Source organism: Paraflavitalea sp. CAU 1676 (assembly GCF_029223285.1).
Taxonomy (GTDB): domain Bacteria; phylum Bacteroidota; class Bacteroidia; order Chitinophagales; family Chitinophagaceae; genus Paraflavitalea.
The window spans coordinates 296,304-316,978 of sequence record NZ_JARHUJ010000009.1; the positions used below are offsets into that span (position 1 = coordinate 296,304).

A 20,675-nucleotide genomic window follows, 5' to 3' on the forward strand; every position below is an offset into this window, starting at 1 on the left:
CCATTAAACACAACGTATGCAGGATACATTCATATTCCAGGCCATGCTCTACCTGGCAGCGGCCGTCATCATGGTTCCCATCGCCAAAAGGCTGGGCCTCGGTTCCGTATTGGGATACCTCATCGCAGGTATCATCATGGGCCCCGCCGTCCTCAAGCTCATCGGCAAAGAAGGACAGGATCTCATGCACTTCGCCGAATTCGGAGTCGTGATGATGCTCTTCGTCATTGGCCTCGAGCTCGAACCATCCCGCCTCTGGCACCTGCGTCGTTCCATCATCGGCATGGGCGGTATGCAGGTAGTGCTCACCACCGTCATCGTTGCGGGCATCGCCATGTTGTTCAATATCGGCTGGCGCGAATCACTCGCAGTAGGCATGATCGTATCACTTTCCTCTACAGCGATCGTGTTACAGTCGCTACAGGAAAAAGGAATAATGCAAACCGCGGCCGGACAATCATCTTTCTCCGTACTCCTCTTCCAGGATATCGCCGTCATCCCCATGCTGGCGCTCTTTCCGTTGCTCTCTGCCAACCTATCCGAAGCAGAAGCTGCGGCACATCATCAGGCGGGCCTGGCAGGTACACTTCCTTCCTGGGCGCAAACACTCCTGGTATTGGGCTCTGTTTTACTCATCATCGTAACAGGCCGCTACCTCACACGCCCGCTCTTTCGCCTCATCGCCAAAACGGGCATGCGCGAAATGTTTACCGCCACCGCCTTGTTATTGGTGGTCGGCATCGCCGTACTCATGACATCCGTAGGCCTCAGCCCCGCACTGGGTACCTTCCTCGCCGGAGTCGTACTGGCCAATAGCGAATACCGCCACGAACTCGAAAGTGATATCGATCCCTTCAAAGGATTACTGCTTGGGTTATTCTTTATCGCCGTAGGCGCCTCCATCAATTTTGGGCTGATCATACCGCACCCCTGGATGATAGCTGGCCTGGTACTCGGCGTCATCCTGCTTAAACTCGTTGTGTTATTTGTAGTGGGAAAAGCCTTTGGGATGAGCACAGCGCAGAATACCATCTTTAGTTTCGGCCTTGCGCAGATCGGAGAGTTCGCCTTCGTACTCATCAGTTTCTCCCTGCAGGGAAATATTCTCAGCAAAGAAACCGGCGAGATCATGATGGCCGTCGTCGCCATCAGTATGGCGCTTACGCCCCTCGTTACCCTGGCCAATGAAAAGCTCATCGTGCCGCGACTCTGTGCCGTCACTACCTCCATGCTCACTACCACCATCCGGGAAAGTGATATCGTAGAAGAGAACAACCCTGTCATCATCGCAGGCTATGGTCACTTTGGCAATACCGTAGGCCGCTTCCTGCGCGCCAACAACGTAGGCGCCACCATCCTCGATACCGATAGCGATAATGTCGATTGGCTGCGGCGTATAGGTTATAAGGTCTATTATGGCGATGCCAGCCGCCACAACCTGCTTGAGATAGCGGGCGCACACAAAGCGAAGGTTATCGTCATCGCCATTGGCGATCCCAAGAAGCGGCTCGAAGTGATAGAGACCATCAAGAAGCACTTCCCCAATCTCCAGATGCTAGTACGCTCCACGAACCGCTACGATGCCTATGATCTCATGAACGCCGGGATGCTGCACATCTACCGCGAAACACTTGATACCAGTCTTCGCCTCGGGGTCGATGCCATGAAGCTGCTGGGGTATACGTCTTCCATTGCCGACAGGGCCGCCAAAACCTTCTTCACCCACGACGAAAAAGCGCTGAAGTACCTCTCCACCATCCGAAATGATGAAGAGTACATTACCGCAGCCCGCCGCAATATGGAAGAGCTCACCCAGCTCGTGCAGGCCGATAGGATCGTCCAGGAGCCCCGCCACGAACTAACCGAAGCGGCCGCCCTGGAAGGCCACGACGGCGGTCCCGGCAATCTTTCTGCACACGACCTGTCCGCCGAAATGCTCGCTGTACGGGCCGAAGCCGGCGCCGACGGCATCTGGGATCCGGGCATCCCCCCCGAACATGAGCACCATTCGCCCGGCAAACAGGACGAAAACCCGCCGGGCACGGCTTAAGGTAGCTCCCGCTGGCCCATTCCGGACGTTAACGCATCTGCTCAAAGGGCACGAACCGGGCCTGCCACAGCAAGCAGGCTCACAGCCTACTAAATTGATAGAAATGTATTATCTTCCGCCCCATAACGTATCCGTCTTAACCGATTAAACAACATGAAAAAGATTTATTTAAGTGACGCCGGACCCAAGGTATCGCCCGCTATCTATGGATTTTACCGTTGGCAGGATGTAGACAATAAGGCCAAAGCGATGGAAAATACCATCCATCTCTGTCTTGAACTTGGTATCAACACATTCGATCATGCCGATATATATGGAGGATATGCCTGTGAAGAGCTGTTTGGAAATGTTATCGCAAACGGATCAGTGAAAAGGGAAGACCTCGTCATCTTCACCAAATGTGGCGTGCTCGAGCCCCATGCCTCACGCCCCGATGTACGCATCCGCTATTGCGACACCTCCAAAGAACATATCCTGAAGAGTGTCGATAGCTCCCTCAAGAAATTACGCACCGATTATATCGATATCTTCCTGCTCAACAACCTCGATCCCATCTCCAACCTCGAGGAAACCGCCCTCACCCTGCAAAGGTTGAAGGAGTCGGGCAAGGTAAAGAACATCGGTGTGGTGAACTTCTCGGTATTCCAGCACCAGCTGCTGGCTTCTTACCTGAAAACGCCCATCGTAACCAACCATGTGGAGCTCAACCTGCTCAACACAACTGCCCTCGACAACGGACAAGTAGATTACTCCAAGCAGCGTTACATGCGACCGCTGGCATCGTCACCGCTTGCCGCAGGTCAAATCGCCAACGGAACCTCCGAAAAGGCAGCCCGCGTACGCGCAAAGCTCGAAGAGATTGGAAAGAAGTACAACGCCGATCTGGAATCGATCGCCGTGGCCTGGCTCGTGAAGCTGGGTGCATTGCCACTCATCGGCACCACCAGCGAACAAAGGATCCGTAACATCGCCAACTCCTTTACCATCGACCTCGATAACCAGGATTGGTACGAGCTGTACAATGCATCCCGCGGCGTTTAACGCCGTCCAACATAATAGAAGGGGTTGCCGGCATCCGCCAGCAACCCCTTTGTAATTTTTATCCCTACAATCCCGCGTTCACCTACAAGCCGCTATGATGCTCGGCCCGCTTGCCCGCCGGCTCGTAATGCACCGTCTTCTCCGGCAATACCAGCACCGGCACCGGACTCTTGAAGATCATTGCTTTCGTCGTGCTCTTGAAAAACCATTTCTCCAGCAACGTATGTTTGTGCGGCACCATCGCCAGCAGGTTGATGCGCTCCGCCTGTACAAAAAAGCTCAGCGCATCGGCCACATCCTTATTCTGTGCGTACGTAAATTGGGTTTCCAGCTTGCGCGACAACCTGTTTAGTTTCTCAGTCTTATGTAGCAGTTCATAAACTTCTTCAAATCGGTTACTGATCACCCTTATCACAAACACCTTCGACTGAAAACGCTCGCCGATCTCCGCCAATGCATCCAGTGTATGCACATCCGTCTCCGGCTCGATATCACTGGCCAATGCAATCTTGGAGGGCGGTTGGTAGTGCGCCTCTTCCGGCACTACGATCAGCGGCGTATGGGTATGTTTGGCCAGGTCGGTCACCGTACTGCCGAAGATCTGACGAAAAGTTTTACTATGGCTCTTCATACCACTGATGATCAGGTCGGCTTTCCGTTCTTCAGCCGCCTGTACGATCGCCCGCGATGCCTGGCCTTCAACAGCCAATAGCTCCACGTCTATACCCGCATCGCCAACGGCACGCAGGTGCTGCGACAAACGATCCATCACCGCTGCCCGGGTAGCTTCTTCAGGAACAACTACCGTCGCCATATCCGGAACAGCCATCGCTTGCAGCTGGTAAGCATGAAACAGGATGATGCGCGCTTTGAAAGCCCGGGCCATCCCCAGGCCATACAACAGCGCATTGTGCGAAGCATTGGTAAAATCGGTGGTGACAAGAATGGTTTGCATATAAGGCTGGGTTTTACATAAAGTTAATACCACAACAGGGTGAGTGTATTGATACACCTCATCCGGGCGCCTGATCCTTGTTATAGAACAGGACAAATGATTGCCTCACCTTTGTAGTAAATACAAAAATTATGCTCGGCAAATTACAGCAACAAGAGATTGAGGAACTGCTCGGTAGTCAGCTGATCGGGCGTATTGGTTGCCACGCAAACAACACTACCTATGTAGTACCAATTAGTTATGCTTATGATGGAAACAGTATTTATTGCCACGCGGAAGATGGCATGAAACTCGCCATCATGCGCAAAAATCCCCAGGTATGTTTCGAGGTAGATCAGTTCAGGGATATGGCCAATTGGCAAAGCGTCATCGCCTGGGGTACCTATGAAGAAATAACCGATAAGCAATTGCGCAGGGAGGCACTGAAGAAATTGGTCGATCGAAAGTTGCCCGTCATCAGCAGTCAACTCACACACCTGTCACCACAATGGCCCTTCCTGCCCAATGATATCAATGAGATCGACGGCGTGGTCTTTCGCATTCATCTCCGGGAAAAGACCGGCCGCTTTGAAAATAACAATGGAACTAAAAGCCCCGGGGAAGCATCATTTAGGCTTTCAGAAAAAGCTTTATAGCGAGAAGTTTCTTGATGTCCTTGATCGGTTGCTCATCCCTTACCTCGATGTAGCAACTTCGACCTTCACTGTGCGGAGTAGCCAATTGAAGCATTTCTTTCATGTCATCGGAGATGCTGCTCTCCATCGCTTCAGCGATCGCCTTCTCACCCAGCACCAGTAAGATCACAAAGAAGCCATCATAAGGAATGCAATACACGATCACCCGCTTATGATACCGAAGCCTTATATGCCAACCCACTTTGCTGTAGTAGTGATACAGCTCTTCCACCCCCGGCCGGTTATGGAAGACATATTGCCTGATGTCCAACCATTGATCGTACGTAGTGTCCAGTGCTTCGCGGAATAGCTTTTGAACTGGCTTCTTGGCTTGATCCTGGAAAATACTGCTGTACAAGACGATGGGTTTTGCGATAATTCTAACGGATGAACATTCATTATAGTGTGGCGAAAACGCTACAATTAGTGTTATACCCAAATAAGGCAGCATCCCTATCACGAACGGAAGCAAACAGCGAACATGTTAAGCCTGATCATGATCAGGTCCCCACTTGATGAATGTCATAAAACTCCCTTGCCGCACCCGGCTATTTTTGTTTGGCAGGCCGCAACTTGGCCAGTGAGATTCATAATAACTAAATACGTTGCATGAACCCAGAATTGGCCAGCAAGAAAAACTACCAACTGCTACAACAATTGAATGACGCCAGTATCACCGGAAAACTATCAAAGGGCCTGAAAGAAGTATATAATGCAGCAACCCATCGCCGGGCGGCACTTTTATTGATCGAAGAAGACTACGCAACCAGCCTCGAGGTGCTGGACGATGTCATGGAAAAAGTGCTCAAAGCCGGTGGCGACGTGGAGTTTGTCGCAGGCGGAATGCTGGCAGCATACGATCATATCATACTCATTGAAAAATAGCTGCCTGTTTTGTCTTAATTTCCGGCAAAAATAGGCGCTTGATAATAGGCATACTCATCAGCATCATAGTCATTATCATAACGGTCGGACTATTGTATGTAAAAAAACTATATCGGTCCATGGAGTCCGACGAACGGCAGGTAAACGCACTTTTCGAATACGCTACCGAAGGCATCGTGCTCACCAATAGCAGGGGAGAGATCGTGCTCGTCAACCCCGCCGCGTCAAAACTATTCGAGTATGAAAAGGATGAACTGCTTGGCCAGCCCATCGAAACACTCATACCCGGCCGCTTTCACGGACAGCATGAGAACTACCGGAAGGGATTCTACAAGCATCCTTCCAACCGCACCATGGGCCATGGCCGCGACCTCTTTGCAAAAACACGGAATGGCCGCGAGTTCCCGGTAGAAGTGAGCCTTAGCCATTATAAGCAGAAGGACGAACAGTTTGTTATAGCATTTATCGTTGATATCACTTCCCGCAAAAAAGCCGAGCAGGAACTCCTCGATCAGAAATCCCAGCTCGAACAGATCACGGCAGATATGCGCAAGCTCAACGCCGAGCTGGAAACCAAGGTCGAAGATCGTACCCTCATCCTGCGCGAAGCCTTGCAGGAACTCGAACGTTCTCAAACTGAACTCAGCGAAGCCCTCAACAAAGAGAAGGAACTGAACGAGATCAAGTCACGCTTTGTCTCCATGGCCTCCCACGAATTCCGCACGCCGTTAAGCACGGTACTATCATCCGCCTCGCTCATTGGCAAATACACCCAATCGGAAGACCAGGAAAAGCGCGACAAACACATCCGCCGCATCCGCGATTCCGTCAAGCACCTCAATGTATTGTTGGAAGACTTCCTCTCGCTCGGCAAACTCGAAGAAGGACGCATCAAAGCCGAAGCCGTGACCTTCAATGTACGCGAGTTCCTGGCAGAAGTGGTCGATGAAATGAACCTCATTCTAAAGCCACAGCAAACCATCCAAACCTCATGCGAAGGAACGTCCAACTTCCACACCGATAGCCGCCTGCTGCGCAACATAATAATCAACCTCCTCAGCAATGCCATTAAGTTCTCGCCCGAAGGCGCTACTATCTGGTTACAGCTGCAGAACGCCAACGGTGAGCTCCGGCTGTCCGTGAAAGATCAGGGCATGGGCATATCCGAAGAAGATCAGCAACACCTCTTCAGTAGCTTCTTTCGCGCAAAGAATGTGGTGAACATTGAAGGAACCGGCCTTGGCTTGCATATCGTAAAAAGGTATGTAGAACTGCTCAACGGCGCCATCAGCCTGCAGAGCGAACTCAATGCGGGAACTACCGTCACCATCGTATTGAAATCACTGGAAGATTAATGACACGAAGCGCCACCGCCGGGAACTGCCGGCAACAGCGGACTGATAAAGGGAATATTAAGATCAAGACCACGAAGGATCAACACAATACCCATCGCCATCATTACAAAAGGAACCGCCTTTCTGAACTGGTTACGTAAGGAAAGCTTTACGCGTAGTCCGCCATAACCTACACCAAGCAGGGCAGGAGCTGTGCCCAGCCCAAAGCACAACATAAATAAGGAACTAAGTCCAGCATCACCGGTGGTTAGTGCCGCCGCTACTGCCAGGTAAACCATACCGCAGGGCAACAGGCCATTGGCCATGCCTAGCAATAAGAAGCCATGCTGGTGAGGCGCGCGCCACAGGAAAATATTTAATTGAGAGATCTTTTGCTGAATAGCCCGGATAGGAGCGAACGAGGAAAGGAATGCTTTATGAAATAGGGAGAACGAAAACAAAAGAAGCAGCAGGATGCCAAGGGAAATCGAGAAACCCTGTTGCCATCCGGCAAGTTGAAACCGGCGGCCGGCTAAGCCAAAGAGCAATCCAAGGGTCGAGTAGGTCAGCAGCCGGCCGCTATGAAACAATACGATCGATCGCAAACGCTTTGCCGGCGAAAGTCCCGCAAGCGGAAGTGCCATTACCAGCGGACCGCACATGCCAATGCAGTGCAGGCTGCCAAACAAGCCCATAATAAAACCACTGGTAATGAGCGTCCACATTATTGAAAAGCAAAAGGTTCTTCAGCGTAGAATTGTTCTGTACCTGCCTTCCAGGAAACTTTTACAACATAGCGCCCCGGCAGCAGCGAGTCGCGGCTCAGCACCTGCAAGGCGTCATTGTTCACCGCCAGGTCGAAGCGACGGTCCCTGCGCGAATCGGCCGCACAATAAAAAACAACCGAACCCTGCACAGTCTGCTGCTGCATGGCCGCCGGCAATTGAATAAGGATGGAGTCGCTCGATTGCTGCACCCGCACATGTCCTCCCAGCGCATTGGCCGCTGTCCGTCCATTGATCACCTGTTGATAGGCCAGCTCATCGCGGTAATATTCTTTGGCCACCAGGTTCACCGGCGCCTGCATACAGCGGTACACCATAAACGACATGAACCCGCCAAAAGCTACAAACACCAGGATCAGTTTATTGCCCCAATTCATAATAGAAAGTTTTCATTGATTAATAAGATCCATTCCGCTGGGTCTTCCGCTAACGAACGGGCACACGCCTCACTCCACCGGTCCCAGGAAGTTCGTCTTGATCACATCGATACGACGCTCACCATCATACAGTCCTATCCTTATGGCCGACTTGCGCTCCTTCACCACCTGCTTTGGCAAAACCACGAAGAAGGTGCCCGAACCCTCATCTTCTTTTTTCACTGAAATGCTGCCGCCACCGACCACTTCAATTCGCCCCGGCACACCTTCCAGTTGCAGCCGCAACGGAAAGGCCTCCGCGGTCTTATTGGCCACTTTAATATTGTACAGGTTCGAAACGCTATCAGTGCCTCGCTCCTGGTACAGCATCCCCGGCGTACGCATGATCGTCGTATCTATATCTTTCCGCGTCATTAACAAAGCGGCCAGCACGATCACCAGCAGGGCAAGCAGGCCGGTGTAGAGTTTCATCCGGGTAGTGTAACGCAGAGGCTCCTTATTGGCAATGCCATTTTCAGAAGCATAGCGGATCAGCCCCTGGGGCTTGCCGATCGCGTCCATCATGGCGTTGCAGGCATCGATACAGGCAGTACAGCCTACGCATTCCATCTGCGTACCATGGCGGATGTCGATCGCTGTAGGGCAAACCTTCACACACTGCATACAGTCAATGCAATCGCCCGTCTCGATCGTAGCATTCTTTTTGAACTTGCCCCTTGGCTCGCCACGCTTGTAATCATACGCAACGATCACCGAATTCTTATCCAGCAACACGCCCTGCAGTCTTCCGTAAGGACAAACCACGGTACAAGCCTGCTCACGGAAGAACGCGTACACTGCATAGAATACGCCTGAGAACAGGGCGAGTGATAATAAACTACCAATATGTTCACTCACCGGCTCGGTGATGATCTTATACAATTCTTTTACACCGATAAAATAGGCCAGGAAGAAGTTGGCAATAATGAACGACAGCACATAAAACACAATGTGTTTGCAGGCCCGCCGCACAATGCGCTCCGTAGTCCAGGGCTTGCCTTTTTGCAGCTTCTGGAATGAAGCACTTCCTTCGATCGCATACTCGATCCGCCGAAACAACATTTCCATGAACACCGTTTGCGGACACACCCAGCCACAAAACAACCGGCCAAAGGCAGCGGTGAACAACACCACGAAGATCACAAAGGTCACCATCGTCAGCCCGAAGATGAAAAAGTCCTGCGGCCAAAATACCTTGCCAAAGAGAATGAACCGCGCATCGGGAATGTTGAAAAGAAACAAAGGTCTTCCGTCAATATGAATGAACGGAAGACCAACAAATAACACAAAGAAGAACAAACTCACCAGGGTACGGAGATTATATAACTTGCCTTTTGGTTGTTGGGCATACACCCATTGCCGCTTACCCCTGGCATCCATCGTCGACAACCGGTCGCGGAACGAATCCTGCGATCGATCTTCTTTAGATGAAATATTTCCCACACTCGACATGATAAATAACTTGAATGAAATAAAACGCACCAGTCACCATCCACACTACGATCAACATTGGCCCCTATTTGCCGCTGCTATCAACAGCTACCTTAGCAGCCTCCTGCGCACCGGCATCGTCACCTGCTTCACCAGCCTCTGACTCACCCTGTGCTGCCTTGCCGTTGGGCGGATTGCTGCCCTTCAGCGAATGGATATAACTCGCAAGCTGAGCGATCTGAGCAGGCGAATAGTCATCCTTCCAGCTCTTCATCCCCTTTTCGGGTACACCATACTTGATGGTCTTGAAAATATCCTGCACACTGCCGCCATGCAGCCAGAACTTGTCGGTGAGGTTGGGCCCCACACCACCCTCACCCAGCTTGCCATGGCACGCAAAACAGGCCGTCTCGAAGATCTTCTGGCCATTGGCCAGATCACTGGCATCGGTCATCAGTTTCACCGAATGCTCGTCTACATTATTGGCAGCCTTCACCAGGTAAGCCGCTTTCTTTTCTTCGGCCTCCTTCACAGCCAGTTGATATTCCTCCTCACTCGATGGACCCGAATGAGAAACATGGAACCGCCACAGGTACACCACCGAAAAAATAATGCAGGCATAGAAACCATACAGCCACCAGGGCGGTAAACGATTGTCCAGCTCGCGGATACCGTCATACTCATGGCCCATATCCATCGCAGCTTCCTGCTCAACAGGTTTGAACTTATTGATCTTGTCCCACCAATGCTCCTTGGGTTTGGCGGTAGCGCCATTGGTGGCAAATACTTTTTTCTTTTTGATGTCCAACAGCACACGCAGGTTGTATAACAACGCTGCGATCACCAGCAGTTCAACGAAGATCACCCCCGTCATAAGATAAAAAGCCGTGTCCGAAAGCTTATAACCAACAACGGCATCGGGGTCAATGCTGTTCACCTGCGCCAGGCCAGGCAGGCCCACTAGAAGCAGCACCACAACGGCAGTCACTACAGGCGCCACACCCTGGCTTTTTTTTTCAGGTTCAAGGGGCAAAAGAGCAGCTTCCTGCTTTTCTTTGTCCCGGTACAACTCGGCACTGCCGAGTACAACATAGGCCAGCAGCCCGATGATCAACGCCAGCAGGGCCATGATCACCACCAGGGTTACTACAAAAGGATCGCCCATGGCATCAGGCGCGGGCCGTTGCGCCCAAAGAAGAGAACTGGAAAAAAGGCATCCTGCCAGCATGGTTACTTTACGCATGTTTCGGTTGATGCGCGAACGTCTGAGAAGATTAGATAGAGCATTCATGGTCGTTGGTTATAAAGATTGGTCCAATGGAATACGGCTGATCTCGTCGATCATATTTTTGTCGGCCTTCAGCGCCCACGTCAGCATGAGTAAGAAGAAGATGCCGAAAATGAGGAACGAGCTCAAGCCGTAAATGCTCACACCGCTGATCTTCTCCAGGTAATGAATGAATTTCATGATCCTATGAATTAATTGTTAGAGTATTGGTTTAGTTCCTGGCTGCGACTCAATCTGTCGCCACCCACTCGCTCGGCTACCGTGGCTTCGCCTACAGTCACACCTCTTCATGTTAGGGTCACTGCATCGGCGCACAAGCCTTACTTGATCGCCGTTTCCTCTTTGGGTACAGATTTAATGTCTTTACCCATTCTTTGCAGGTATGCGATCAGCGCCACGATCTCCTGTTGGTGATTCGTCTTGATCTTTTCGGCCTGCAAACTCTTTTTGATGCTTTCGGCTTGTGCCGTCAGGTCCTTATTCGCCTCCTGGTCATATCCAGCAGGGTAGGGCACACCCAGCGTTTGCATCGCACGGATCATCGCAGGCGTTTTGCTCGTGTCGATCTTATTGTCCAGCAACCAGCCATAAGAAGGCATGATCGATCCCGGCGACATACTCTGTGGATCCAGCATATGGTTATAGTGCCAGCTGTCGGGGTACTTGCCGCCCAGTCGCGCCAGGTCAGGACCCGTACGCTTCGAACCCCATTGGAAAGGATGGTCATAAACAAACTCACCGGCTTTGGAATATTCACCATATCGAGCCACCTCATCGCGGAATGGACGCACCATTTGCGAGTGGCAGGTATAGCAACCCTCACGCACATAGATGTCACGGCCATGCAATTCCAGTGGCGTATAAGGCTTCACGCTGCTCAGCGTAGGCACATTCGATTTCACCAGGAACGTAGGCACCATTTCCAGGATACCGCCAATTGCCACCGCGATCAGGCTGAACACCAGCATTTGCATGGGCCGCTTCTCGATCCAGCGATGCCAGTGTTGCTTGCCGTGCGTAGCTACCTCTTTGGGAAGAGGGGCCGCCTCAGCTGCTTCATTGGCAACAAATGAACCTTGTTTAATAGTCTTGCGTAAGTTGTAGACCATGATCACCGCACCAACGATATACAGCGCGCCGCCAATACTGCGGGTAACATACATGGGGATCACATGGGTAACAGTTTCGAGGAACTGGAACTTCAGCTGACCTTCTTCAGTGAAAGTCTTCCACATCATGCTCTGCGCAAAACCCGCCCAGTACAGGGGGATTGCATAGAGGATAATGCCGATCGTGCCGATCCAGAAGTGCGTACCCGCCAGTTTCTTCGAATACAGGGGAGTGTTCCACATCTTCGGAATGATCCAGTACAGCACGCCGAAGGTTAAGAAACCATTCCAGCCCAGCGCGCCGATATGCACGTGTGCAATGGTCCAGTCGGTAAAGTGAGAGATCGCATTCACGTTCTTCAAACTCAGCATGGGGCCTTCAAAAGTGGCCATGCCATAACAGGTAATGGCAACCACCAGGAACTTCAGTACAGGATCTTCCCGCACCTTATCCCACGCGCCTCGCAGGGTGAAGAGTCCATTAAGCATACCACCCCAGCTCGGCGCAATCAGCATCACCGAAAACACCACCCCCAGCGATTGAGCCCAGTCGGGCAATGTGGTGTACAACAGGTGGTGAGGCCCCGCCCAGATATAAATAAAGATCAACGCCCAGAAGTGAATAATGGAAAGCCGGTACGAGTACACAGGCCTGTTTGCTGCCTTAGGCAGAAAGTAGTACATCAAACCCAGGTAAGGCGTAGTGAGGAAGAAGGCTACCGCATTGTGGCCATACCACCATTGCACCAGCGCATCCTGCACACCCGCATACCAGCTATAGCTTTTAAATAGAGAGATGGGCAGTTCAAAAGAGTTGACGATATGCAGCATCGCCACGGTAACCCAGGTAGCAATGTAAAACCAGATCGCAACGTACAGGTGGCTCTCTCTTCTCTTGATGATCGTGCCGAAGATATTGATGCCGAAGATCACCCACACCAGCGTGATCGCAATGTCGATGGGCCATTCCAGTTCGGCATATTCCTTACCCGTCGTAAACCCGGCAAACAAAGTGATCGCACCGGCCACAATGATACCCTGCCATCCCCAGAAGTGAATTTTACTCAACGCATCGCTGAACATCCGGGCCTTGCACAACCGCTGCAACGAATAATACACCCCCATGAAGATGCCATTGCCCACAAAGGCAAAGATCACCGCATTGGTGTGCACCGGACGCATACGGCCAAAGGTGGTAGCAGGAAGTCCCAAATTAATGCCTGGGTAAAAAAGAGAAATAGAGGCCCATAAACCAGCCAGCATGCCCACCAGGCTCCAGAAAAGGACCGCATAGGCAAACCATTTAACGATCTTGTTGTCGTACGAGAACTTTTCTACCGGCAGGGAAGGAGAGGTCAAATGCTGTGCCGGTGCAGCGGTGCTTTCACTAACGATCATGATTTATGCTTTGGGTTTATCATCAAATAAGATCCTCACAGGAGGAGAAAACTCGTCGTCGTATTGCTTGTGCCTTACACACCAGATAAAACCCGCCAGGAAGATGGCGGAGACGGAAATGCTGGCGGCCAGGAGTAAAATGATCACGGTCATAAAGAAAAGTTAACGGCCCAAAAGTATCCAGCACGGCAAGGAATAGAGATGACATACATTATCGCATCAACTGATATTGATCAGGTGCACCTTCGCAAAGCCACGAATCACAACTTCAGCCGCCACGCAGCGAGCTGGCTGCTACCATAAGTGATCAAAAGAATACTGAGGCTGCTGGAGGGCATCAGGATGGCCGCGATCATCGGAGACAATAAACCCTGCACCGCGAAATAGATACCAATGAGGTTATAAAGGATAGATAAGCAAAAGCTGGCAATGATGATCCGACGGTTGGCCTTGCACAACTGAATGAACCGGTCGAGCAGGGGAAGTTGCTTCGCTTCGAGGATAGCATCGCTCGCCGGTGTAAAATTGTTGGTGTCTTCCGCCAGCGCAATGCCAACATGGCTTTGCTGCAGCGCACCCGCATCGTTCAGGCCGTCTCCGATCATCATCACCGACCGGCCCTGCTCTTGTAATGATTGTATATGATGTAGTTTGTCAGCCGGTTGTTGCTGGAATAACAGTTCAGCCTTGTTGCCCAGCAAAGCACGTACACGATGTGCTTCCGAATTGTTGTCGCCGCTCACCAGCGATAGCGGATACTTCTTTTGCAAGCGGGTAGCCAAATCCGCAACACCATCCCGGTAACGATTGACAAAAGTGTAATAGCCAACAGGCCTGCGATCATAAGCTACATATACCCGTGTAGCGATGCCCTGGCCCGGTGCCACTCCGCTCACAAAACGCAGCGATCCCAACTGCACCAGCACGCCATTTACAAATCCTTCAATGCCCAGTCCGGTGTGTTCCCGGTAGCCAGCAACCCGTAGGTCCGATTTCCTGGGCAGTCGGCTTGCCATGATCCTCGTTAACGGATGGTTGCTTTGTGCAGCCAGTTCCGCTATGCGTTGCTCCTGCTTCAACGTAAGGATGGCGCCTTCAAACTGTACGTCGGTATCCTGCACTGCAGTAAGGGTGCCTGTCTTGTCAAACACAATATGATCAATCTGAGCAATGTCCTCTATCGCCTGCGCATCCCGCAGGTAAAAGCGGTTCCTGCCCAATATGCGAAGGATATTGCCGTTGGTGAACGTGCCCGATAGCAACAAGGCGCAGGGGCAGGCAACGATCAAAATAGCCGTTACTGCATTCCAGATCACCGAAGCATCGACAAAGGACCAGTACAAAGCAGTGACACCCGCGATCGAAAAAACGATCCACGTAAAAAACTGGCTCAGCAGGTGAACAAAAGAGTCTTTGTCCTTATCGCTCTTCTTGCGTTGGGCATCCTGGTTCCACAATTGGGTAAGATAGCTCTGCGCCACCTCCCGCGTAACCAGCACCTCTATATTGGCGCCCTGCTGCCGCCCGCCGGCATACACCAGTTCACCCATCTCTTTCTCCACCGGTGCCGATTCGCCGGTAACGAAACTATAATCGATCAATCCCGCGCCACGGGTAAGGATGCCATCCGCAGGGATCAGTTCGCCATGATGTATCAGCATCGTATCACCAGGCTGCACAGCGGGCAATGCCACGGGAACCTCCTGCTCATCTTTCAAAACACTCACCGCCACCGGAAACCAGGACGTATAATCCCTGTCAAAAGCCAGCTGCCGGTATGTTTTATCCTGTGCTACCTTGCCCGCCAGCATAAAGAAGACAATACCCGTCATTGAATCGAAATACCCCGATCCTGTCCCGGTCACAACCTCATACACACTACGGCCAAAAGTAATGGCAACTGCCAGCGCGATCGGCGCATCGATATTGAGGAACCGGTGGCGCAGACCCTTCCAGGCAGAAGCATAAAAAGGATAGGCACTGTACAGGAACACCGGCAACGACAACATGAAATTCAGCCACCGGAACATGCCCTGCAACGACCGGTCGGCACTTTCCAGTCCCAGATATTCCGGAAAGCTCATCAGCATAATGTTCGCAAAACAAAAGCCAGCTACCCCCAGCCGGTAGATCAGTGACCGGTCTACCCCGGGCTTAGCGCCTTTCATTGCGGCCAAGCTGATATAAGGCTCATACCCCGTCTCCGTTAATAGCTCAGCAATCCGCCGTAGCGAAACTATTCTGTGGTCAAAGGCGATCGTAACTTCCTTGCGGGCAAAATCAACCCGTGAAGACAGCACACCCTCCTGCAGCTTTCGAAGATTCTCCAGTAGGTAAAGGCACGAGCTGCAATGAATATGCGGCAAATAAAAACATATCCGCGTTTGCCCGTCATCACGAAAGTTGATCAGTTGCCGGGCAATAGCATCGTCATCTAAAAAAGCAAACTTATCCTTGCGTACCGCCACTTTTAGCGTAGCGCCTGGCTGTTCATTCAACTCATAGTAGGCACATAGCCCCTGCTGGTTCAATAATTGATAAACCGTCTTACAGCCGGCGCAGCAAAACGCTAAAGACTCGATACGAAAGCTGTGGTCGGTACAATCTTCGCCGCAATGGGCACATTTTAAAGCGCTGTCGTGGGTAGTAGCCATAGTTCAGGAATTAAGCAGGCCAAAGTACCCACACACCGGCCCGTTGTTAGGTGAGATTGATCAATTAACAACCTGATTCTCATCAAAACCACCCTGATTCTTGCAGAAAGTCATTACTATTGTACCCGAAAACAAGGCCCATGCATACACTGCTCATCATTGACGACCACGACGATATCCGCGAGAACATAGCAGAGATACTTTCTTTGGCCGGGTACAAAACACTCACAGCCCCCAATGGTAAACGGGGTGTGGAGATCGCCATCCGCGAAAAGCCCGACCTCATCGTCTGCGACATCATGATGCCCGAGCTCGATGGCTATGGCGTATTGCACCTGGTGCGCAAGAATCCCGATACCGAGCACATCCCATTTATATTCCTCACCGCCAAGACCGAGCGCGGTGATTTCCGCAAAGGCATGGAAATGGGCGCCGATGATTACATCACCAAACCTTTCGATGATATAGAGCTCCTCAATGCCATCGAGATCAGGTTGAAGAAAAGCGATATTCTCCAGCGCAAGTACGCCACCGGCGAAAAAGGAGCCACCGAGATGATCAATGACCTGCGTAGTTCAGGTCTCCTCAATATGCAGCTCGATCAATACGAAACACTCGATCTCGCAAAGAAGACAACCCTTTACGCCGAAGGCAAAAGACCGAAGTATCTATATTATCTGAAAACCGGAAAGATTAAAGCGGTTCGTCAGCATGAAGATGGCAAGGAATACATCACCAATCTGTATGCAGCGGGCGATTTCATAGGATACCTGCCCCTGCTTGAAAGCCGCACCTACGACGATACCGCCGAAGTGCTGGAAGAAGCAGAAGTGGTCCAGGTGCCCAAAGACGAGTTCCTGCAATCGGTGTACAATGATATCACCATCGCCAGCCGCTTCATCAAACTCATCGCGCAAAACGTGCAGGACAAAGAAGAGCGCCTGCTCAGCCTGGCCTATGGCTCCTTGCGCAAACGCGTGGCCAAAGCCCTGGTCGACATTCACCTTAAATTCAACAAAGACAATGGCGACAAAGCCGCCATCAACATATCGCGCGAAGATATTGCCCACTACGTAGGTACCGCCACCGAATCATTGATCCGCACACTCAGCGATTTCAAGGCAGAGAAGCTCATAACCATAAAAGAGGGGAAGATCAGCATCGCAGATATCGAAAAGCTGAAGAACCTGTTGTATTAGGAACGGGTCGCCGCGCTTCGGCCAAAGGGCCTAGAGCTTTACCTCCGTCAGTTCGCGCCCGTATTCATTCTGCTGCTTCAGTGTCCAGCTGTCTGTAACGGTCGTCTCCAACCACAGGTTCCCGCTTCTGCGAAATACCTGCAGGTTGATGCCAAAACGTTCATGGAAGATGTTCTCCAGCTCAAACACCCGCATGGAATCCGTAAGTTCAATGTCACCCGCCGGAATATCGCGGGCAATGAACTTCATAGGCAACTGCCGCGGCAACTTCCTTTCCAATGGAGAAGGTTGTTGATAACCATGCTCACCGGCAAACAATTCGATCTTTAAGAAAGGAAAAAGATCATTAAACTCCTGCTGGATCTCGCTGATCAAACGCTCTGGATGAATATGAAGGATCATATGATTAATTAATGCGACAGTCATTCGGACTATTAACCTCAAATCTAGCACCACCCGCCAGCACCCCGCATGACCTGCGCTCGCCCCGCAAATGATTTTAGTCAGTACCCACCCCGGCCACCCGGTCCCGCCCCGGGGCTTCGCTCCCAATCCCCTTATGGCTCAATCCCTTCCAGGGCCTCCAAACAACCTTATGCTAGTCACCTGCTACGGCAACCCATCGCTTTTTTATTAACCCAACCCCCGCTATATTTACAGTAAATGCTGCCAAACGAACTGTAATGAATAAGGGACTGCGTAAGATATTCGTGCTCATACTGCTTGCTGTGCTCCATACCCTTTTGATCACCCAGGTGAAGGCACAGTCCTATGGACTGGGTTTCGCCAGCCATGAGGTCAACCAGGATAAAAGGACCTCTGTCGAACTGCTACCCGCAAAAGATTTCTGCACCGGTACCGACTTTGAGCTGGCCTTCGATATAAGCCTGCTACCGGGCCGCCGCGACCTCTTCGGTTATATCCTCCGCATAGTCAAGAACGAAAAAGATTACATCGATCTCCTGTACGATGTGCGGCCCGAAGGCAACCAGTTTCGACTCGTGATAGGAGGCAACTTCACCAACATCGCATTCGCTATTGATTCCGCCAGCCTCTTCGGTCAATGGAATCATTTCCGCCTGCAATTCGATCTCAAACACGACAGGTTGCAGCTACACGACGGCAAGCATACCTATACACAGGAAAAGCTGGGCCTCAAAACCGGCGACTGCTACAAGTTCTTTTTAGGCGCCAGTCTCTACCGGCAGCATAAAGTAACCGATGTGCCGCCCATGAAGATCAGGGATATAAAACTCACCAACGGCGGCGCGGTAAAATACCATTGGCCCCTCGATGAGCGGGAAGGAAATACCGGGCTAGAAACACAGAAAGGCGCCAACGCTACCGTCAACAACCCCGTCTGGATTAAGAATACACACTACGAATGGAAGCTCTTGCGCCAGCTCACCGTACGCCGTGCACCGTCCTTTGCATTCAATCCCGCCCAGGAAATACTCTATGTGGTAGGGGCCGATTCGTTGTACAATATAACCTCCACTTCGGGTGAGGTAAACGCCAGCGCATACCTCTCAGGTCAGCAAACCCTGTTGCGTGGCAACCAATCACTCTATGTAAATAACACTGGTGCACTGTACAATATCTACCTCGATCACAACTTTATAACCACTTACAGCTTCGCGAAAAAGGATTGGGAACAGCATTATCAGGCCGGACCCGTTACCGATTATTGGCATTTTAATAAGTTCTATTGTCAATTTGATACCTCCATCTACGTCCTGAATGGGTATGGCCATTTCCGCTACCGCGACACCATACGCCGTTATCACCTGCCCACAAAAACCTGGAGCAGGATCGCCACCACCGGCGATCGGTTGCTGCCCCGTTACCTCGCAGCAGCAGCTCCGGCAGCCAATGGAAAAGGATTGTACATCCTCGGTGGGTACGGAAGCGAATCGGGCCAGCAGATCCTCGCTCCCAAAAGCTATTACGATTTGGTATACTTCGATGCGGAACACCACACTTTTAAAAAGCTGTTGGAGATAAAACCCGGTAAAGAAGACGTCGTATTCGCCAACTCATTCGTCGTAGACGAAAAAGCCAACACCTGGTATGGATTGGTATATCCCAATTACCGCTATAGCAGTCGGCTGCAATTGCTGAAAGGCTCATTGGATAAACCCGGTTATGAGGTAGTTGGGGATAGCATATCCTATTCTTTCCGCGACGTAAACTCCTTTTCCGATCTCTACTATTGCCCCCGGAGCAAGCAGCTCTTAGCCCTAACCTCACTGCAGGCCACGCCCGATAACAATGGCACCTATAATATTAATATATACACACTGGCCGCACCGCCCATCGGTCCGGGTACATTGGTCATCACCAGTCAAAGCGATAAATGGCCGTGGTGGTCCTGGGGCGTCGTCGCGGCAGTGTTCACCACAATTGCTGCACTACTATACAGCAAACGAAAAAGAAAAGCCGTCTCCAAGGTACAGGCTGCACCAATTGTCGCTAACAATTCGCAGCAGCAAATCGGAACCAGTCCAAATCCCGTTACCACAGGTCCGGTACCTGCAACGCCAACACAACAGCCCGCACCCACAGCTTCAACAACACAGTTGCCGGAAGCTCCGCTCACCAAGGCCATTTACCTCTTTGGTGAAATGCAGGTGCTCGGTCAGGATGGCGCCGATATAACCAAACAGTTCACGCCCCTGCTCAAAGAACTCTTCCTGATCATCCTGCTTCATTCGTTCCGCAAGGGCAGAGGCGTGCATTCTGATAAACTCACCGAACTACTCTGGTTCGATAAGCCGGCCCAGAGCGCCCGCAACAACCGCTCCGTCAATATCGCCAAACTCAAAGCAATCCTCGAAAAACTCCCCGGCTGCCAGGTCTCCAACGAAACCGGTGCCTGGAAAATAGAGATCACCGATCCGTCCATATACCTCGATTACCAGCACTATCTGCAGATTGTGCAGCATAAAACCGCGCTCACCCGCGATAAGATCAACCAGCTTGCCTCCATCACCGGCCGCGGTGGATTCCTCAGTCAGCTCGAATATCCCTGGATCGCCAGCTACAAAGCCGAAGTCTCCAACGACATCATCGATACCTATCTCAACTTCGCCGGTACCATACCCGTATCGCAGGATGCCGAATTCCTCGTTAAGCTCGCCGGCGATATCTTCCATTTCGATCCCGTCAATGAAGATGCCATGACCATTCAGTGCAAGGCGCTCGTTTACCAGGGTAAGCACTCCCTCGCCAAAAAGGCTTTCGAGAACTTTGCTAGGGAATACAAGACACTCTATGGAGAAGACTTTAAACACGACTTCCACACCATCATCGGTGAATAACCGCCCTTAATGCCAGCATAACAAAGAATTTTTTACGCTCGCACACCCGGTTAATCTTTTATTAATCATTCATTATTAATGCACTTGCACATTTGTAGCAGGTACCAGCCCGCATGTTCATCGGTTACTGCAGGGC

The 20,675-nt window shown here is 51.4% G+C and carries 18 protein-coding genes; 7 read left to right on the plus strand and 11 right to left on the minus strand.

Annotated elements, in window-relative coordinates; all coding sequences use genetic code 11:
• Window positions 1-16: 16 nt before the first annotated feature.
• Window positions 17-2,050, plus strand: coding sequence for a monovalent cation:proton antiporter-2 (CPA2) family protein (locus tag P2H89_RS28260; protein ID WP_275833495.1), 2,034 nt, complete (start codon window positions 17-19; stop codon window positions 2,048-2,050).
• 153 nt (window positions 2,051-2,203) lie between these two features.
• Complete coding sequence (locus tag P2H89_RS28265) at window positions 2,204-3,091, plus strand: aldo/keto reductase (protein ID WP_275833497.1); 888 nt, start codon at window positions 2,204-2,206, stop codon at window positions 3,089-3,091.
• An 82-nt stretch (window positions 3,092-3,173) separates the two neighbouring features.
• Here P2H89_RS28265 and P2H89_RS28270 read toward each other — a convergent pair whose 3' ends face one another.
• Entirely contained in the window at window positions 3,174-4,046 is an 873-nt protein-coding gene (locus P2H89_RS28270; RefSeq protein WP_275833499.1) for a universal stress protein, read from the minus strand.
• 131 nt (window positions 4,047-4,177) lie between these two features.
• Here P2H89_RS28270 and P2H89_RS28275 point away from each other — a divergent pair, with 131 nt between their 5' ends.
• The gene (locus tag P2H89_RS28275; RefSeq protein ID WP_275833501.1) at window positions 4,178-4,681 is read left to right on the plus strand and encodes a pyridoxamine 5'-phosphate oxidase family protein; all 504 of its coding nucleotides are present in this window, start codon (window positions 4,178-4,180) and stop codon (window positions 4,679-4,681) included.
• Here the strand turns inward: P2H89_RS28275 and P2H89_RS28280 are convergent.
• Entirely contained in the window at window positions 4,656-5,078 is a 423-nt protein-coding gene (locus P2H89_RS28280) for a DUF3788 family protein (RefSeq protein ID WP_275833503.1), read from the minus strand. The two genes, P2H89_RS28275 and P2H89_RS28280, sit on opposite strands and share 26 nt — an antisense overlap.
• Before the next feature lie 251 nt (window positions 5,079-5,329).
• Between P2H89_RS28280 and P2H89_RS28285 the strand changes: the two genes are divergently transcribed.
• A complete protein-coding gene (locus tag P2H89_RS28285; RefSeq protein ID WP_275833505.1) occupies window positions 5,330-5,605 on the plus strand; it encodes a hypothetical protein in 276 nt (91 codons plus the stop codon).
• A gap of 119 nt (window positions 5,606-5,724) precedes the next feature.
• Complete coding sequence (locus P2H89_RS28290) at window positions 5,725-6,960, plus strand: PAS domain-containing sensor histidine kinase (RefSeq protein WP_275833507.1); 1,236 nt, start codon at window positions 5,725-5,727, stop codon at window positions 6,958-6,960.
• On the opposite strand, the gene P2H89_RS28295 is transcribed toward P2H89_RS28290, so the two are convergent.
• The 8 genes from P2H89_RS28295 to P2H89_RS28330 form a co-directional block, all read right to left on the minus strand.
• A complete protein-coding gene (locus tag P2H89_RS28295; RefSeq protein ID WP_275833509.1) occupies window positions 6,957-7,664 on the minus strand; it encodes a sulfite exporter TauE/SafE family protein in 708 nt (235 codons plus the stop codon). The two genes, P2H89_RS28290 and P2H89_RS28295, sit on opposite strands and share 4 nt — an antisense overlap.
• Window positions 7,664-8,101: a FixH family protein gene (locus tag P2H89_RS28300; protein ID WP_275833511.1), complete on the minus strand. Its 438-nt coding sequence runs from the start codon at window positions 8,099-8,101 to the stop codon at window positions 7,664-7,666. Before P2H89_RS28300 ends, P2H89_RS28295 begins: the two co-directional genes overlap by 1 nt.
• Window positions 8,102-8,170: 69 nt before the next feature.
• Window positions 8,171-9,592, minus strand: a complete 1,422-nt coding sequence (gene ccoG, locus P2H89_RS28305) for a cytochrome c oxidase accessory protein CcoG (protein WP_275833513.1) — start codon at window positions 9,590-9,592, stop codon at window positions 8,171-8,173.
• A 64-nt stretch (window positions 9,593-9,656) separates the two neighbouring features.
• Window positions 9,657-10,862 carry a cbb3-type cytochrome c oxidase N-terminal domain-containing protein gene (locus tag P2H89_RS28310; RefSeq protein WP_275833515.1) on the minus strand — a complete coding sequence of 402 codons (1,206 nt, stop codon included), beginning with the start codon at window positions 10,860-10,862 and terminating at the stop codon, window positions 9,657-9,659.
• A 9-nt stretch (window positions 10,863-10,871) separates the two neighbouring features.
• Window positions 10,872-11,039 carry a CcoQ/FixQ family Cbb3-type cytochrome c oxidase assembly chaperone gene (locus P2H89_RS28315; RefSeq protein WP_275833517.1) on the minus strand — a complete coding sequence of 56 codons (168 nt, stop codon included), beginning with the start codon at window positions 11,037-11,039 and terminating at the stop codon, window positions 10,872-10,874.
• 140 nt (window positions 11,040-11,179) lie between these two features.
• The gene (ccoN, locus tag P2H89_RS28320; RefSeq protein ID WP_275833519.1) at window positions 11,180-13,366 is read right to left on the minus strand and encodes a cytochrome-c oxidase, cbb3-type subunit I; all 2,187 of its coding nucleotides are present in this window, start codon (window positions 13,364-13,366) and stop codon (window positions 11,180-11,182) included.
• A 3-nt stretch (window positions 13,367-13,369) separates the two neighbouring features.
• Entirely contained in the window at window positions 13,370-13,519 is a 150-nt protein-coding gene (gene ccoS / locus P2H89_RS28325) for a cbb3-type cytochrome oxidase assembly protein CcoS (RefSeq protein WP_275833521.1), read from the minus strand.
• A 107-nt stretch (window positions 13,520-13,626) separates the two neighbouring features.
• On the minus strand, window positions 13,627-16,020 hold the full coding sequence (locus tag P2H89_RS28330; protein WP_275833523.1) for a heavy metal translocating P-type ATPase metal-binding domain-containing protein: 2,394 nt from the start codon (window positions 16,018-16,020) through the stop codon (window positions 13,627-13,629).
• Window positions 16,021-16,160: 140 nt separating this feature from the next.
• Here P2H89_RS28330 and P2H89_RS28335 point away from each other — a divergent pair, with 140 nt between their 5' ends.
• Window positions 16,161-17,219 carry a response regulator gene (locus P2H89_RS28335; protein ID WP_275833525.1) on the plus strand — a complete coding sequence of 353 codons (1,059 nt, stop codon included), beginning with the start codon at window positions 16,161-16,163 and terminating at the stop codon, window positions 17,217-17,219.
• Between the two features lie 30 nt (window positions 17,220-17,249).
• Here the strand turns inward: P2H89_RS28335 and P2H89_RS28340 are convergent, their stop codons facing one another.
• Complete coding sequence (locus P2H89_RS28340) at window positions 17,250-17,621, minus strand: hypothetical protein (protein WP_275833527.1); 372 nt, start codon at window positions 17,619-17,621, stop codon at window positions 17,250-17,252.
• 281 nt (window positions 17,622-17,902) lie between these two features.
• On the opposite strand from P2H89_RS28340, the gene P2H89_RS28345 reads away from it, so the two are divergent.
• Window positions 17,903-20,539, plus strand: a complete 2,637-nt coding sequence (locus P2H89_RS28345; protein WP_275833529.1) for a hypothetical protein — start codon at window positions 17,903-17,905, stop codon at window positions 20,537-20,539.
• The last annotated feature ends 136 nt before the right edge of the window (window positions 20,540-20,675 follow it).